6 protein-coding genes and 2 pseudogenes are annotated in these 17,801 nt (G+C 55.2%); 5 read left to right on the top strand and 3 right to left on the bottom strand.

Annotated features, from left to right (window positions below; translation table 11 throughout):
* The first annotated feature begins 9 nt into the window (after positions 1-9).
* The 4 genes and pseudogenes from QMZ65_RS22505 to QMZ65_RS22490 all read left to right on the top strand — a co-directional run bounded on the left by QMZ65_RS22505 (position 10) and on the right by QMZ65_RS22490 (position 15,390).
* Positions 10-12,648 carry a hemagglutinin repeat-containing protein gene (locus QMZ65_RS22505; RefSeq protein ID WP_283216718.1) on the top strand — a complete coding sequence of 4,213 codons (12,639 nt, stop codon included), beginning with the start codon at positions 10-12 and terminating at the stop codon, positions 12,646-12,648.
* Entirely contained in the window at positions 12,645-13,103 is a 459-nt protein-coding gene (locus QMZ65_RS22500) for an immunity 42 family protein (protein WP_283216717.1), read from the top strand. The genes QMZ65_RS22505 and QMZ65_RS22500 overlap by 4 nt, the downstream gene beginning before the upstream one ends.
* 189 nt (positions 13,104-13,292) lie before the next feature.
* Positions 13,293-13,775 (top strand): hypothetical protein, encoded by a 483-nt coding sequence (locus QMZ65_RS22495; RefSeq protein WP_283216716.1) that lies wholly within the window; start codon positions 13,293-13,295, stop codon positions 13,773-13,775.
* 154 nt (positions 13,776-13,929) lie between these two features.
* Positions 13,930-15,390, top strand: a pseudogene (locus QMZ65_RS22490) (ISNCY family transposase).
* Between the two features lie 19 nt (positions 15,391-15,409).
* Here the strand turns inward: QMZ65_RS22490 and QMZ65_RS22485 are convergent.
* Both QMZ65_RS22485 and QMZ65_RS22480 read right to left on the bottom strand, forming a co-directional pair.
* Positions 15,410-16,042 carry a DUF6904 family protein gene (locus QMZ65_RS22485; protein ID WP_283216715.1) on the bottom strand — a complete coding sequence of 211 codons (633 nt, stop codon included), beginning with the start codon at positions 16,040-16,042 and terminating at the stop codon, positions 15,410-15,412.
* A 165-nt stretch (positions 16,043-16,207) separates the two neighbouring features.
* A pseudogene (locus QMZ65_RS22480) lies at positions 16,208-16,435 on the bottom strand (IS3 family transposase); the annotation flags it as partial.
* 605 nt (positions 16,436-17,040) lie between these two features.
* Here QMZ65_RS22480 and QMZ65_RS22475 point away from each other — a divergent pair.
* Positions 17,041-17,250, top strand: coding sequence for a CsbD family protein (locus QMZ65_RS22475; RefSeq protein ID WP_283216714.1), 210 nt, complete (start codon positions 17,041-17,043; stop codon positions 17,248-17,250).
* 147 nt (positions 17,251-17,397) lie between these two features.
* On the opposite strand, the gene uraH is transcribed toward QMZ65_RS22475, so the two are convergent.
* The gene (uraH, locus tag QMZ65_RS22470; RefSeq protein ID WP_283216766.1) at positions 17,398-17,784 is read right to left on the bottom strand and encodes a hydroxyisourate hydrolase; all 387 of its coding nucleotides are present in this window, start codon (positions 17,782-17,784) and stop codon (positions 17,398-17,400) included.
* Positions 17,785-17,801 lie beyond the last annotated feature (17 nt).

Below are 17,801 nucleotides of genomic sequence, written 5' to 3'. Positions count from 1 at the left end.
GCAAAGATTATGGACGATCGTCAACCCGTTTCCCTCGCCCGTCGCGCGCTGAGCTATCTCATCTGTTATCTGGTGGCGGTGCAGCCCATGCTGCCAGTCGTCGCCGCACAAATCACCCCTGTGACGCCCGGCACGCAGATGGATGCCGCCGGCAACGGCGTGCCGGTGGTCAACATCGCCACGCCGAACGCAGCCGGCGTCTCGCACAACCAGTACCAGCAGTACAACGTCGGCCAGGAAGGGTTGATCCTCAATAATGCCACCGGCCAGCTCAATCAGACGCAGCTCGGCGGCCTGATCCAGAACAACCCCAACCTGAAATCCGGGCACGAGGCGCAGGCGATCATTAACGAAGTGACGGGCGCGAACCGCTCGCAGCTGCAGGGCTATACCGAGGTGGCGGGCAAAGCGGCCAACGTGATGGTGGCAAACCCTTACGGCATCACCTGTAACGGCTGCGGCTTTATCAACACGCCGAACGTCACGCTTACCACCGGGAAGCCGCAACTGGATGCAAACGGCAACCTCTCTTCCCTGGAAGTCACTAAGGGCTCGGTCACCGTCGAAGGCAAAGGGCTGGACGGCAGCGATGCCGACGCGGTATCGATCGTCGCGCGCGCCACCGAGATCAACGCCGGGATCCACGCGAAGGATCTGTCCGTCACCGTGGGGGCCAACCGCGTGGGCGCGGACGGTTCAGTCACGCCGATAGCGGGAGAAGGCGCGGTGCCGTCGGTCTCGGTCGATACCGGCGCGCTCGGCGGCATGTACGCCAACCGTATTCATCTGGTGTCGAGCGAAAAAGGCGTGGGGGTCAACCTCGGCAACCTCGCCGCAAAGCAGGGCGATATTCAGCTGGATGCGAACGGTAAGCTGACGCTCAGTAACAGCCTGAGCAGCGGCGCATTAACGGCGAATGGCGCGTCGGTTGCGCTGAGCGGTGATAATAAAGCCACCGGGCAAATCACCGTCACCGCACAGCAGGATGCCACGCTGGGCAAGGGAACCCTGGTGAGTGATGCCGGGATCGCCTTGACGGCGAAAGGCAACCTGACTACCGTCGGCACCAGCCTGACGGCGGGTCGTGACATCCGGCTGAGCGGGGCAACTCTGGCCGCGGATCAATCCACCCGCGCCAACGCCGGCAGCAGCATTCAGCTTAAGGCTCAGAACCACATCAGCAACGGCGGTCAGTTCACCGCGGCTGACAACCTTTCCGTTGATACCCGGCAGCTGAACAACAGCGGTGCGCTGGCCGCGAGCGCCATCAGCGTCAAAGCGGGTACGTTCCAGAACAGTAAAGGCGCAAGCGTCGCCGCGACCCGCAGCCTGACGACGGTGAGCGACAGCCTTCTCAATCAGGGCGTGTTCTCTGCGCCGGTGCTGGATATCAGCAGCGCGCAGACCGATAACAGCGGCATGCTACAGGGCACCAGTGCGTTGCGCTTCAGCGGCAGCAGCCTGAACAATCTCAGCGGCGGCACCCTCAGTTCCAATAATGCCTTCGCGCTCAACCTGCCTGATCTGAGTAACAGCGGCCTTATCAGCAGCGGTGCCGCGCTGACGCTGCGCGGCGACAGGCTGAGCAACGCGGGCGAAATTAACGCGGCAGACCTCAGCGTGTTTAACGCGGTGGTGCTGAATCAGTCGGGGGGCTCACTGCTCGCCGGGCAGACGTTGCAGCTGAATAACCAGCAGCTCACCAACGAGGGGAAAATGTCCGCCGTCGGGCTGACCCTCAACAGCGACGCCATCAGTAACAGCGGCACGCTGCAGGCAAAACAGACGCTGCAGACGCAGAGCCGTCAGCTGACTAACACCGGGACCGTACTCAGTGAAGACCAGCTGACGCTGGATGCCGCCGGGCTTAATAACGCGGGTTCACTTCAGGGCCGGCTGATGAATGTCAGTGCAGACAGCTGGCTGAACAGCGGAAAGGTGCTGAGCCTGGCGGAAGGGACGTTAACAACAGGCAGCCTGAACAACACCGGCAGCATCTTCAGCCAGCAGGCGATGCAGCTCAGCAGCGGTGAAACCGACAACAGCGGCCTAATTCAGGGGACGACGGCGCTCCGCTTCAGCGGTCAGCGCCTCACGAACCTGGCAGACGGCACCGTCAGCTCTGATAACAGTTTCGGGCTCGATCTGCCGGAGCTGAACAACGCCGGGCTGATTTCCAGCGGTGCGGCCCTGAACCTGAGCGGCGGCACGCTGACCAACGCCGGAGAAATCAGCGCCACTGATATCACCGCAGACAACGACACTCTCAGCAATCAGCAGGGTGGCCTGCTGCTGGCGGATAACGCGTTGCTGCTGAAAAACGGCAGTCTTTCCAATGCCGGGCAGATAGCCGCCGGCCAGCTTGCTATCAGCAGTACCACCGTGGAGAACAGCGGCACGCTGCAGGGTAAACAGTCGCTGCAGGCGACAGGGCAGCAGCTGACGAACAGCGGCACTGTGCTGAGCGGCGGTCAGCTGACGCTGAAGCAGGACCGGCTGGATAACCGCGGTCAGATGCAGGGTCAGCAGCTTGACCTGACGGCAGGCGACTGGCAGAACAGCGGCAATGCGCTGAGTGAAGGAGATGCAACCATTGCTGCCGGCACGTTAACTAACAGCGGCAAGATACTGGGCCAGCAGCACGTCGGGATAACGGGGAGCACCGACAACAGCGGCTGGCTGCTCGCGCAGGCGCTGACGCTGCGGGGGGATCTGGTCAACAGCGGGCTGATGCAGGGGACTAGTGCCCTGACGCTGCAGGGGACTAGTGCCCTGACGCTGCAGGGCGATACGCTCGTCAATAAAGGCAACGGGCAATTACTGACGGCCGGCAAGGCAGACGTGCAGGGCTCATCGCTGAACAACCAGGGCAGTATTCAGGCGGACCAGCTCGACCTGAAACTGGAAAGCTGGCAGAACGCCGGCAGCGCGCGTGCGGGTTCCGGGCTCAGTGCGAATGTCAGTGGCACGCTGGATAACAGCGGTAAGCTGATAAGCGAACAGGCGATGACTTTGCTCAGCAGCCGAATCAGTAACAGCGGGACGCTGGCAGCGGACCGCCTGAGCCTCACCTCACCCCAGCTGACGAACTCAGGTCTGCTTCAGGGCAACAGCGTGCTAACGCTCAGCAGCGCTGACATTACGAATACCGCCACCGGCGAGCTGATCACCGGTGATTCGCTCTCCCTTGCACCCGTCACGCTCACCAACGCCGGCCTGCTGCAGGTGACAGGCGACCTGAGTCTGACCGGACACAACGTCAGCAACAGCGGTCGCATCACGGCAACCAGTCTGAACGCAAATCTGGACGGGGCGCTGGACAACAGTGCGGGCGGGTTGCTGCTGGCACAGCAGCAGGCCGATCTTCAGGTCAACACCCTGAATAACGCAGGAACCGTTGCCGCACAGCAGATCAAAACCTCTGGCGCGAAGCTGCAGAACCAGGGCCTGCTGCAGGGTGACGCGCTGCTGAGCGCAGAGTTTGCCCAGTTCGATAACCTGCTTCACGGGCAACTTGTCAGCGGTGGTGAACTCTCCCTGAAGGGAGGGACGGCCAGTAACGCAGGCATGTGGCAGGGCAAAAATCTTGGCTACCACTTCACCTCACTGTCCACCAGCGGCACCATCAACGGCACCGGTTCCCTGAGCGGCACCTCGGACACACTGCTGGACAACAACGGCAGCCTGCTGTCCGCTGGAGATGCCAGCATATCAGCCGGCAGCCTGACGAACAGCGGAAAGATAATGGCGGACAGCCTCACGCTTCGCGGGGATTCGCTGAGTAATCAGGGGCTGTGGCAGGGCACGACGGCGCTTGATGCGCAGGCATCTGACCGTCTGGTTCAGTCAGCGGGTGGTCAGACTCTGACCGGGGGAGCGCTGCAGCTGAATGCCGGCACGCTGGAGACTTCCGGTACGCTGCAGGGTGAGGGCGTCAATGTCAGTGCGGGAAGCTGGCAGCATCAGGGATCGCTGCTGAGCGGCGCTGACCTCACGGCATCGGTCAGCGGGGAGCTAAATAATCAGGGTGAGCTGCTGTCTCAGGGCGCAGCGCAGATTGACGCGCAGAATCTGAATAACAGCGGCAAACTGCTGGCAGAAAAAGACGTCACGCTCAGCGGCAGTTCGCTTAACAACAGCGGTACGGTACAGGGTGATGCGCTCGCCATCCGCCCCGCCAGCGTCACCAATCAGGGCAGCCTGATTGGCCTGAAGTCACTCACTCTCGGCCCGGCACCCATCCAGGGGTTCCGCCTGCTTGCCGTTCAGGCTCAGCCCGCGCGCGTGCTGATTAACAATGCCGGCGGCCAGCTGCTGACGCAGGGCACGCTGCACATCAGCGGTGACGCCGTGACGAATAACGGCACCTGGCAGGGACAGCAGATCCTGCTGGATGCCACAGGCCTCGCCAACGGTGGCGCCATTCAGAGCGCCGGCGACCTGCAGCTGAACCTGAGCGACACGCTCACCTCTGGCACGGGCAGCAAAATCACCGCCAATGGCACCGCCGCGCTCAATGCCCTGAGTTTCATCAACCAGGGGCAGTGGATTGCCCGCAACCTCACGTTACAGGGCGCGACGCTTAACAACAGCGGTGAGATTTCGGGCGTGGAAGGCCTGACCACCACCCTGACGGGCGCGCTGACGCAGCAGCAAAACGCGGCGCTGCTGAGCGGCGGCACGCTCGACGTGCATGCGGCCACCGTGGATAACGCGGGCCGCATGCAGGGTAAGGATCTGTTACTCAGCAGCGGCGGCGTCACCAACAGCGGGCGCATGCAGGGCGACAGCAGCCTGCAGCTCAACGCCGGCGGACGCCTCACCAATAACGCCAGCGGCACGTTGCTCACTCAGAACGGCCTGACGCTGACCGCGCCCGAACTCTATAACTACGGCGTGATTCAGGGCGCCACCAGCCGCATTGCCACCAGCGGCCTGGCCAGTAACAGCGGCAAACTACTCTCTTCGGCGGATCTCACGCTCAACGCGCCACAGCTGGTCAACAGCGGCTGGCTGCAGGCTTCGCAGCTGGTCCTCAACGCGGCCAGCGCCAGCAACAGCGGCACGCTGATGGCAGACCAGCAGGCGACACTCACCGGCAACAGCCTGCAGAACCAGGGTACCGCGCAGGGCGGGAACCTGGCGGTGAACTACGCGCAACTCACCAACAGCGGCACGCTGCTCGGCGCCAGTCAGCTGAATGTCAAAGCGACAAATGTAACCCAGCAGGCCGCAGGTAAGCTGTTCAGCGGCGGCAATCTGCTGCTGGAAAGCACGGGATTTGATCAGCTCGGACAGGTGGTGGCGCTGGGCGACGCGACGCTGAAGCTGATCAACGGCTTTACCGCGCGCAACATACTGGCCGCAGGCAACCGTCTCAGCATCAGCAGCAACGGTGCAATCGACAACCAGGGCACGTTACAGGGGCAGGCGCTGACGCTAAGTGCAGGCGGTGACCTGACGAACAACGGCCAGATCACCACCGGCACCGGCGACAGCAGCCTGAGCGGCAATCGCATCACGATGAACGGCGCAGGCACACTGCAGGGCGGAGGCAATGTCGCGCTGACCAGCCGCAGCGATGTGGCGCTGAATGGCTTTACTGGTACGAGCGGGAGCCTCACCATTTCTTCGCCAGGTAGCATTGTGAACACCGCGCTGTTGTATGCCGGGCAGAATCTCTACCTGTACGCTAACAGTATTCAAAACCAGCGCGGCGATGTGCTGGCGGGCAACAGCCTGTGGATGCAGCGCGACGCAGCGGGGAATGCCAATGGCGAGGTCATCAATACGTCGGGAACTATTGAGTCGCAGAATGGTGATATCACAATAAAAACCGGACATCTGCTTAACACGCGGGACGCGCTAAGCACCAGTGAGCAGGTCACTCAACTCGCGGTACCTGCATGGGCCACGGGGACTAACGTTAATATCCCGCTCTCATGGTTTTCACCTGATGAGTACGGACTCTACGCCAGCAAATCTGAACACCATCACGGGCATGGCGATGACTGGGATACTTATACCGGTAGCTACGCCCCTTATCCTGAAGCTGATGTACAAAAGATTGCTTATCAGACAATTTCTGTCACTGCACAGGCTAGTGGCAGCGCAGGGCGCATCGCTGCGGGTAGCAATCTGAACGTGCAAGCCAGCCAGCTCGATAATTTTGCCTCGAACATGCTTGCGAGAAATAATATCTCGCTAACGGGTAGCACCCTGAATAACAAAAGCTGGACTGACGGCACTACCACGGTCTATCAGATTTATCGTTATGGTCTGGGCTTAGCCAACCCCGCCAGACCTTCAGAGACACAACATTCTTATAACTCAATCACTTCAAGTTCTATTGCCTACACACTTGATGGAAACCCGGTATATGAAACCACCGGAAGCGGCAACGTATACCGCAGCGTCATTCAGGCAGGTAACAACATTGATGCAGCCTTTAGTCAGAACGTCAGTAATACCTCTAGTGATCCGCACGTTAGCGGAACGATCAACACGTTAGCGACACCCGAATTAACACATCTCAGCCAGCAATCCATCAGCGCGAGTGTTCAGAAACAATCACTCAGTTCGGCCGATAAAGTGGCTGTTAACTCGCCCGCATGGAAGGATCAGCTTCAAAATGCACTTCAGGAAATAACTGGCGGGAGTCAACTGGACTCAACCAGTGAAAACGGTGTTTCCCTGACCCAAAAAACGGTTGCTCAGAAAAGCCATGCCAGCCTCGGCACGTCTGGCGCACTTAAAGATGCCGGCGGGTCACTTGCACCGTCATCACTCAAGTCATATCAGGCAACAAACGTTGACAGCAGTGCGTACCCGGTACCTGCCAGCGACAACGGCTATTTTGTGGTTTCAACCAACCCCTCCAGCCCTTACCTCATTACTGTCAATCCAAAACTGAATGGGCTTGGTCAGCTGGATAGCAGCTTATTTGGCGATCTCAATACGTTACTGGGTAAGCAGCCTACCAGCGCAGTGCAGGAAACCCGCCAGCAATATACTGATGCGAATACGTTCCTGGGTTCTTCATACCTGCTCGACAGGCTTAATCTCAAACCGGACAGTGACTATCGCTTCCTGGGCGATGCCGCGTTTGATACCCGGTATGTCAGCAATGTGGTGCTTAACCAGACCGGGAGCCAGTATCTGAACGGCACCGGGTCGGATCTGGCACAAATGCAGTATCTGATGGATAACGCAGCATCGGCTAAGCAGTCATTAAACCTGCAGTTTGGTGTTTCGTTAACGGCGGATCAGGTTGCGTCCCTCGATCACAGCATACTGTGGTGGGAGTCAACCACCATCAACGGCGAGACGGTGATGGTGCCAAAACTCTACCTTTCGCCTAAAGACGTAGCGGTTAATAACGGCAGCGTGATTGCAGCCAGAAACGTCAACGTAGATGGCGGATCAATCACCAATAGCGGCAGTACGCTGCTCGCGACAGATTCGGTGTCTCTGGATAGCCAGAACAGCATCAGTAACCTGAATGATGGTCTCGTCAAAGCGGGGAATGGACTGAACCTGAGTGCGATTGGCGACATCAACAATATAAGCAGCACCTTAAAGGGCAAAGCCGTCGCGCTGGAAACGCTGGATGGCAGCATCAATAACATCACATTGGCTAACCCACTCGGCACTAACAGCATTGGCCTGAAAAACGTTCAGACGGGAAGCATTGCTGCAATTACGGCAGGACAATCCTTAACACTTAACTCGGGTAACAACATCTTGCTTCAGGGTGCCTCACTTTCATCTGGTGGGGATCTTTTGATGAGCGCGTGGGGTGACATTGCTGTAAGTGCAAATCAGATTGCCAGCACCTCCGGTATTAACGGGCGCATGGGTAACACACCGGCACAGACAGATATCTTAAGCAATCAGAACAGTGAAGTGAGTGCAGGTGGCAGTTTGGTTATGGATGCCGGACGCAATCTTGCTGTTACCGCCAGTTCTGTCACTGCCGCAGGGAATGCAACGCTCATCGCGGAAAATGACCTTCAGCTCAATGCAGGCCAGCTCAGTCAAAATACGCAGAAGGGCAACAATGAGTCGCATAGTTCCTCTGCCGACCGTACCTCAGTGACATCCGGGGGCAACCTGTCACTTTCAGCAGGCCATGACCTCACCAGTCAGGCAGCGGTTCTGAAATCAGGCAAAGATGCATCTCTTCAGGCTGGTCGTGACATCAATCTAAACGCGGAAGACTCAGTATCTGGCAACAGCGAACGCAGCAGTAACAAAATCATTATCAACGAAGCCGTGCGGCAGCAGGGTACTGAAATCACCAGCGCAGGCAGCACTTCCCTTACGGCTGGTCGCGACATCACCAGCCAGGCCAGTAACATCACAGCCGACCAGGACCTGTCTCTGAAAGCCGGTCGTAACGTGGATCTCACCACCTCTACCGAAAGCGACTATGCGTACCGCGAAGAGACCAAAACCAAAAAAGGCTTCCTGAAGAAAACCACCACGCACACCATTCAGGAAGACAGCGTCACCCGCGAAAAGGGCTCACAGCTGAGCGGCAACACGGTCTCTGTGATTGCCGGAAACGACCTCACCGTACAGGGTTCTTCCATTGCCGGTGACAAAGGTGTCGCACTCAGTGCAGGCCATGACCTGAATATCGTCACCGCCACCAACACCGAATCGACCTACAGCCTCAAAGAGGTGAAGAAGAGCGGCCTGATGGGCGGCGCACTCGGTCTCAGCTACGGCAAACAGTCGGCGAAGAGTGAACGCAACGGCGAGCAAGTCACGCAGAGCGATGCGCGCAGCTTGGTGGGCGCAGGCAACGGTGCGGTGACCCTGACGGCAGGCAACAACGCGCTGATTAAGGGCAGTGACGTGGTCGCGGGCGGTCAGAACGGCGACATCAGCGTAACGGCGAAGAACATCGCCATCGTGGCCGGTCAGGATCAGGTTCGCGAAACCGCGAAACAGGAGTCAAAAAGCAGCGGGTTTGGCCTGAGCCTGAACCTGGGGCCGCTGGACACGGTGCGCAACCTGCGCGACATCATGAGCAACACCAACTCGGTGTACGACCAGGTCAAGCAGGTGGGTAACGAGTTTGGCGCCAGCGCGCTGGATTCACCCGCACCGGGCCCGACCTATGGTCGTTCAGACAGCAAAGCCATCCAGAACACTGAAAGCGTCTATCAGAGTGGCAGTACGCTGAATGCCGCCGGCAACCTGACGCTGACGGCCCGTGGCGATGCGGATACGGCCACCGGCAACATTCTGGTCGAAGGCAGCAGCCTGAACGCTGGCGGTAAAGCCTCGCTGGACGCCACGCATAATATCGACATCACCAGCGCCGCCGACAGTCAGAAGGCGGCCAGCAGCAGTAGCAGCAAGAACTGGTCGGCGACGACCTCCGCCTCAATAGGTGCGCTGGCGCGCAGCGGCGGCGGTTCACCAAACAACGGATCGGCGGGCACCAATTACGGCTCCAAAAACAGCCAGATGAACGGCGACAGCAGCATTTTCACGCAGCACACGTCATCGATTACCGCTGGCAGCGTTGACGTGACCAGCCACAAAGGCGACATCGCGATTACCGGCTCAACGCTGACCGGCACCACCGGCGTTTCACTGAACGCTGAACAGGGCAACGTCAGCGTCGCCGCGGGGGAAGACCGTCAGCAGACGTCGGCCAGCGGATCGGACCATGCCATTGGCGATCTGGGTGGCGACGGCTACAGCGGAACCGTGGGTGTGGGCCACAACAGCTGGAAAAACGCCAGCGCGGGCACGCAGCAGAACACCGTGCGCAGCGGGATCGTCAGTACGCTGGGTAACGTGACCGTTAACGCGGCTAAAGACGTCAACCTGCAGGGCGCAGACGTCTATGCCGGCAATGCGCTGAACGTTAACGGCGAAAACGTCCACCTCGACCCGGCGAAAGACACGCACGACGCCAGCAGCAGCAGTAAATCCTCGCAGTATGGCATCACCGCGCAGGTCTCCGGCTACGGCGTGAGCATGGCACAGGCGGCTGACAAGCTCGCTCAGTCGCACAAACAGAGTGACGATCCGCGCCTGCAGGCCATTTATTCCGCGCAGGCGGCCATGACCGCGCTGTCGGCGTATACCCAGAACACCGCAGCCGTCAAAGTCACCGTCAGCGCCACCGCAGGCAGCAGCCATCAGTCCGTGGAGCAGAGCAGTACGCAGCAGAGCGGCAGCGTGCTGAAAGCGGGCGGCGACGTAGCGGTGACGGCGAAGCAGGACATCACCGGTGAAGGCGTCAAAATCAGCGGCGACAACGTCTCCCTGAGTGCGGGCCGCGATATCGCTCTGAGCAGCGCCACGGACAGCAGCAGCCAGAAATCGAGCAGCGGGGGCAGCAAGTATGGCGTCGGCGTGGGCTTTGGCCTCGGCGGCAGCCAGAACGGCTTCTCCATTGAACTGGCCGCCAGCCAGAACAGCGCAAACGGCAACGGCAGCAGCATTACTCACCACAACAGCGAAGTGACCGCCGCAGGCGACCTGAAGGTGAAAGCCGGTCAGGACGTGACGCTGAAAGGCGCGAACCTCAACGGTCATCACGTCGACCTCGACGCGGGACGTAATCTGGAGATTGCCAGCCAGCAGGACCGTGCGAGCTACGACAGCCATCAGAGCTCATCCGGCTTCAGCGCCAGCATCTGCGTGCCGCCAATCTGTGCGGGCGTACCGGTGCAGGGCAGCGCCAGCATGAGCGGCAGCAAAATTTATAACGATTTTGATTCTGTACAGCAGCAGAGCAGCATCAGCGCGGGTGACGGTGGCTACAACATTTACGTCGGCAACCATACGCAGCTGGATGGCGCGGTCATCGCCTCCTCCGCAACGCCGGACAAAAACCACCTCAGCACCGGTACGCTCGGCTGGACCGATATTGAAAACCACGCCAATTCCGGCGGCAATGGCTTCAGCGTGGCCGTCAGCGGCAGCATGGGTAAAACCACCACGCCAGCGTCTGACAGCTTCATCAACAACATTCCGAAATCCGGGGAGCCACAGCCGTCGGGTGGCAACTCGCTGCCGATGGGCACGCTGCAGCAGACGAAGGACCGGGCAAGTTCTACCACCTACAGTGCCATCTCGCCGGGAACGATTGAGATCCGCAACCCGGATGCCCAGAAGCAGGACGTATCGCAAATCAGCCGCGACACTGCCGCAGCGGAGAATGCGCTGAAGGATAAGTTTGATGCGCAGAAGGCGGAAGACAGCCTGGCTGTTCAGCGAGAGATGGCGGTACTGGGGCAGCAGGCTATCCAGCAGACCTTCGACGCGCTCAAGAAGCAGGAGAAAGAGCAGGAGAGAGAGAAGCTTAAAACTGATGCCGCGTTCAATGGACTCTCAGACGCGGATAAGAAAAAAACGCTCGATGATTTTGATCAGAAAGTTGAAGAGAAGTACGGCGTCGGTTCTGACCTGCAGATTGCGGCACAGGCCATCAGCGGGCTGTTTGCCGGGCTGGCGGGCGGCAACGTCAGCGGTGCGGTAGCGGCAGGTGCCGCGCCACTACTGGCGCAGATGGTCAAGCAGGTGTCGCAGGGTAACGAGCCAATGCGCGTCCTGCTGCATACGCTGGCATCGGGTCTGATTGCAAAAGCGCAGGGCGGTAGCACCATTGGCGGTGCGGCGGGCGGACTGACGGCCGGATTGCTCGGCTACAACGATGCGCTTAGTCACCTGCTGTACGGCAAGGATGCATCAGCGTTGTCAGCCGATGAAAAGATGCTGGTCGCAAACATTGTCACGCTGGCGGGTGCAGCTGCCGGCGGCGCGGTTGATGGCAGTGCCGGAGCAGGTAGTGGGGCTTCTGCAGGCAGGACTGAGGTTGAGAATAATACGCTGACTCTTAAGCAGAACCAGGCACGTGCTCACGAAATGGCTCTGTGCGGGGGCAAATCTGATTGTGAAAATACTGTCATTGAAAAGTACAAAAAATTAAACGCAGAACAGCATCAGAGCGTGGTTGGATGCACTGGCGCTAAGGATTGTGTCAACAAAGCTAATGAAGTTAGCCAATTAATGACGGATTATGCCAATCGCACAAGCGAGTTACTGGAAAAATCCCGTCTTAATGGCAGACTAAGTGCGGAAGAACAGGACGAACTATCTGTCCTCCAGGTGACTTCGGTTCAGCTGGAAGCAGATCGGTTGGCTGCTATTCACAATGCATTGATGTCGGGGGACTCGCCAGAAGCGAAGCAGCTTGCTATAAATTCTCTGATTCAGGCTGCTGGTACCAGTGCTGCGGGGATTGCGACGGGGGTTGGAAAAAGCAATACAAATGCTACTAAAGGTAGCTCGATACCAGTATCTGAACCTGTAACTGCAAGTAATGGTCTAATTTATAAATCAAATCCCAAGCACACCTTGGGGCAACAAGGTAATAGGCCAAATGCTGGAATAGAGCCAAGCAACTCTCTGGCTCTTTTTGAGCAATCAATTCCAAGCACCAAACAGTATTCTAATAAAGAGGTTAGATTTGCAGTTGACAGTGAAGGCAATGTACATAGATTCGAAGGAACTAATGGTCAATATCATTGGAATGGCAGTACAGGTGACAAAAATGCACTTAGAAGTGACCAGATACCAAGTGCCGTTCAGAAAGAGTTAGGAGTGAAAATAAAATGATCTATGGTGACCCTTTTACATTTGCACTTCAGTTTGACGTTGTTGATTCCTGGAATGCACCCGGGGACATATGGAAAAATGGAATGTTCGCCATTTATATTGATGGAAAAAGAATTTTCAGTGTTGTGGATGTTTTCGAATTAGCCACAACCTTATCATTTTATTCCAAGTCGAATATTGAAGAGTTAAAAGAGAACAACACACTAAGTTCTGCAAGTGAGGTTTTCAAGAATGCTCAAGAATACTTCCTGGGTGATGAAGAAGTGCTTATTGATGGGTTATTAGATTTAACTTGCACTGCAATGGAAGATAACTGTTGCTACCTTTACTTCCTTAAGACCAGCAATGGAGACAGATTGGTTTGGCGGTCTGAAAACGGGGGGGAAATAAATAATATCACTCTTCCGAAAGGCAACGTTTTAAATGTGATCAATCAATTGGAACAATCATTTTAAAATGCTGTTTTTGAATAATAGCTGCGAAGCAGTACTCAGGCGCTGAACTGTGATAAAAGTGCTATTAAACTGGCGAAGATTTGGTGTTGACTGCCAAGTAAAGCTAGATGTGCCACGAATCAAGTCGTGGCCGGAGTAGTTTAAACAGGATTAAGGATTGAAAATGTTCGGTATGTAAGGATTTAGATTGTGCATGTTAATAAAGTGAACAAATCCCGCAGGCTTTACCGCAGCGAAAACACAACGGCGCGTCATCACTCGAATAACCCTGGCGGGGATTATCGCTGGGAGAGAAACAAAAAAAGAGCTTCCGATGAAGATTTACCTCTGCGGGCATCAATGCATGGTAAGCAGCATCGTGGCCGAGATTATTCACCGTTGTTCCATTTTCTGCTGAGTAAAATTGGACAACGTTGGGATGTGGTGTTTAGCGAAGCGGTAAAACGTCTAGATCGAGCGGATCCTATTTTCTGGATGGTTGCTCAACATGAACATCAGCAGCGGGATATCGTGTGCTGTGGTGATTTCAGCTTTTATCCGGGTTTGTTTATTGATGAACAGGGGTTATTGCAACAGGTCGATCCTCAGGTAACAGCCGAAGATCTTCCGGTGACGTGCCGCTGTTGCACGCATACATTTATCGGTATATCGGTGCCATGGAGAGAGGCTTAATTGTTTTAGTATTCAGGTAGAGAGAGACATAAAACAACAGTAATGATGTTTTCATTACTTAACACATAATTTAACATAATAAGTATTTAACGAACCTTTATTGTAGCACCCCAATAGTAATGTCCGCTTGTGGCTCAATAAACATGACCGCGTTATGGTACCTCTCACAGAGTCGTTTTCAGTCAGTAAAACTACCGGGAGGCTTGCCGTGATCGCAGATAGCTCAGGGGTATTTACGTTGAAAGAGATTAACCGCGTCAAAGTCATTCAGGATGTTATCGAGCGCCGCCTCACCACGCATCGCGCTGCAGAACTCCCTGAAATCAGTGACAGGCAATGCCGCCGGCTTCTGGTGCGCTACCGCGAAGAAGGTCCGCTCGGTATGTCTCACAAGCGCCGTGGTATGCGTGGTAACCGGCAGCTCTCGCCGGGACTGGCTGAACTGGCGCTGGAACTTATCAGGACACGCTACGCTGATTTTGGCCCCACGCTGGCGTGCGAGAAGCTTGAAGAACTGCACGGTTTGCGCCTGGGTAAAGAGACTGTTCGCCGGATTATGACGCGGGCTGGCCTCTGGATCCCTCGCAAGCAAAGAGCGCCTCGGATCCCGCAACCCCGTTACCGCCGTCCTTGCACGGGCGAGCTCATACAGATTGACGGCTGCGATCATGACTGGTTCGAAGGCCGCGGTCCCGCATGTACTGCTCTGGTTTATGTTGATGACGCGACCTGCCGGATTATGGAGCTCCTGTTCGTTAAATCGGAGTCCACCTTCTCGTATTTTGAAGCAACGCGGCGCTATATTCTGAAACACGGGAAGCCCCTTGCGTTGTACAGCGACAAAGCGGGCGTTTTCAGGGTTAACAACAAAAGTGCGACCGCCGGTGATGGCCACACGCAGTTTGGCCGGGCGATGTATGAGCTGAACATTCAGACGATCTGTGCTGAGACCAGCGAGGCTAAAGGCCGCGTGGAGCGTGCCCATCTGACTCTGCAGGATCGCCTGGTCAAAGAGTTCAGACTTCATGGGATCAGCTCAATTGAAGAAGCCAATGCGTTTGCCGGAGGATATATTGCGGATTACAACCGGCGCTTCGGGAAAGTGCCAAGACACGACTTTGATGTTCACCGCCCACTGGAAGCCGATGATGATCTGAACCTTATTCTGTCCGTCCGGGAAAAGCGTAAGGTGTCTAAATCACTGACGGTGCAGTACGATAAAATGCTGTATCTGATCCAGGACAACGAATACAGTCGCCGCGCTTTGGGTAAATATATCGACGTCTACCATTACCCTGACGGAAAAAAAGAGCTTCGTCTGAACGGCATTACACTTCCCTACTCTACCTACGACCGGCTGTCGGAAATTGACCAGGGTGCGATAGTCGATAACAAGCGGCTTGGCAGAGCGCTGGAATTAATCCAGCTGGTGCAGGAAAAGCGAGATGACACCCGCTCCCAGTAAGTACCTGCCGGTGACGGGCCTTCACGACGCCGCCCGAAATCTGCAGAGAAAAAATCTCAGCGTTCGCTGGATCAGAATGACATCCTTAATGCGCTCAAACAGCTTCAGTCCCGCTCAGAAGATATATTTGGCAAAAAGCCCGGGAGCTGATGTGAATAAAACCTGTATTTCACCATGTAATATCTTCGGGCCATTCCCAGTCGGTATTATTTATCAGGCTCAGCATTTTTACGTCCTGTTTTTCTCTGGTGTAATGTGCCCAGAATGAATCCAGAGAATTCATGATTTTATTAAGCTGTTCCTTTCTGTTTTCTGATGACTGGTTAATAAAATAACAGCACCGGCTGTCAATACTATCTTCAATCCAGTCGAAATCGGAATTGGAGGCATTTTTTGCGCTTCTTGTGATCTCTTCAAAACGATCGGGTGAAAATTGTTTTAGCGCAGATTCAATAATGAATTCAAAAGCATACATAACAGACAGTTTTGACTTGTCAGTTTCAATGTAACTCATTGAAATTCTGAGCATGGCTGCCTGAAGCAGCACGAGAGGCCAGAGTAATTCAACACCATAAAGCTGATAGGTTTCGCTGAAATCGTAGAGATATTCTTCAGTTCGCCGCTGGCCTTCCCGTGCCTTACGAATGTCATAAGCCAGTGCAAGTATGAAGCCTTCTTTGTTCTTTATGAGAGGACTTTCGTCCACAATATAATGAATACATTCATAAAGTTCATTCAGTGATGCTTTGTCACCCCAGAATACAATTCCAGCATTATTGGGAGTCAGATCAAACCGGAACATAAACTTAACCTTCTCATTAAATAAATGATGAAAAGTCTATCAGTAAAACATACCAAGGACATTTCAATTGAGCCTGAAAACGGTCAATTTAATTGAGGTTTGACATTTATTGAGAATCCAATTTGATAATGTCACTTTTGGGAATGCGGATGTTTTCCTGGACTGTTATGTTGTGATCCCCAGATGCTGCCGGTAACTTACCGGACTCATTGCACCTAATGATATTTTGATCCGGCTCTCGTTGTACCAGCGTATGTACCTGTCCAGGAAGCACATAAAATCTTCCAGCGTTATACCCGCCCAGCTTCTGCCGTAGTACATTTCATTTTTGACCCGCCCGAAGAAGCCTTCACACGCTGCATTATCCGACGAGCAACCTTTGCGCGACGGAGATGCGGATGTTTTCCTGGACTGTTATGTTGTGATCCCCAGATGCTGCCGGTACTTTACCGGACTCATTGCACCTCATGATATTTTGATCCGACTTTCGTTACACCAGCGTATGTCCCTCTACAGGAAGCACATAAAATCTTCCAGCGTTGTGCCCGCCTTTCCCTCAAAGATCTTTGCCAAGGTTATGCGTATTTCCGCGTACTTAGCGTTTTCTGGGTTTTAATTCACTGGGTTAGTCGCCGTATTCCTTAAAAATTCGAAACCATCGAACAAGCTGTTTAACGGACGGATAGCCCAACTCCCTGACAACAACTGTCAGCCTTTTTCCATATCCGAAATAAAGCTCCACAGCCCGGATACGATTTTCATATGAGTGCATGAATTATCTCCTGAGGTCCAGGAAATCGTCCGCATCTCCGTCATGCAGCCGGAACGACAGTTCTGAGGTTTAACCCTATTGCCGATTGGGCTGATTTCACTTAAGGAAAAATCCGCAAATGTGACGTCGATCAGGAAAATTCATGAATATGAACCATATTTTATAGAATAAAACTCTGCACACAAGTCACCCGGCGGCAGACCGTTAGTTAACTAAGGAGACCGGCATGAACGAAGATCGTATTAGCGGAAATTGGAAGCAGTTCAAGGGCAAAGTGAAGGAACAATGGGGCAAGCTGACCGATGACGACATGGACGTGGCAGAAGGTAAGCGCGACCAGTTGGTTGGTCGTATCCAGGAACGCTACGGTTACGGCAAGGAGCAGGCGGAAAAAGAGTTGAAAGACTGGGAAGACTCTAATAAGTATCACTGGTAGATCTCTGGCTTTTGAATAAAAACCGGCGACCTGCCGGTTTTTTTATGCAAGGAACCCATCGCGCACGGCAGGCTGCGCTTTGTGTTATTCAATCCAGTAGAGGTTTTATCCCTGACCTGGCACTGTTCGACAAACAGCGGTCTACGCTCAGTTGCCTCGATAAGTTGAATATCCATACTGACTGAGTAGCAACGGGATATGATAGTGCTGATCAGCGTCAGTAAGACTGAACATCACCGGGATCTCAGGGAAAAAGGTCGGCTGATCGTGTTTTTTGTAATAGTCACCGGTTTTGAAAATCACGCGGTATACGCCTGTCTGTGCCTTCTGATCTGCCGGGTAGAGCGCCGTAATGCGTCCCTGCCCGTCAGTGGTTCCCTGACTTAACCTGATCCATTCCTCCCCCTGCTTTCTGTCCAGCTCGACCTCGATCCCTGCCGTCGGCACGCCGGTCTGGAGATTCAGCACGTGCACTGGAGTTGCCCCCGCTAAAACGGACACGGTTAATTTATAGCTAGCAGCGAACTTCTGTATTCCCTTGGTGACTGCAT

This window comes from Pantoea sp. EABMAA-21, assembly GCF_030053335.1.
Classification (GTDB): domain Bacteria; phylum Pseudomonadota; class Gammaproteobacteria; order Enterobacterales; family Enterobacteriaceae; genus Pantoea; species Pantoea communis.
This window is presented reverse-complemented; position numbering and strand designations above follow the sequence as displayed.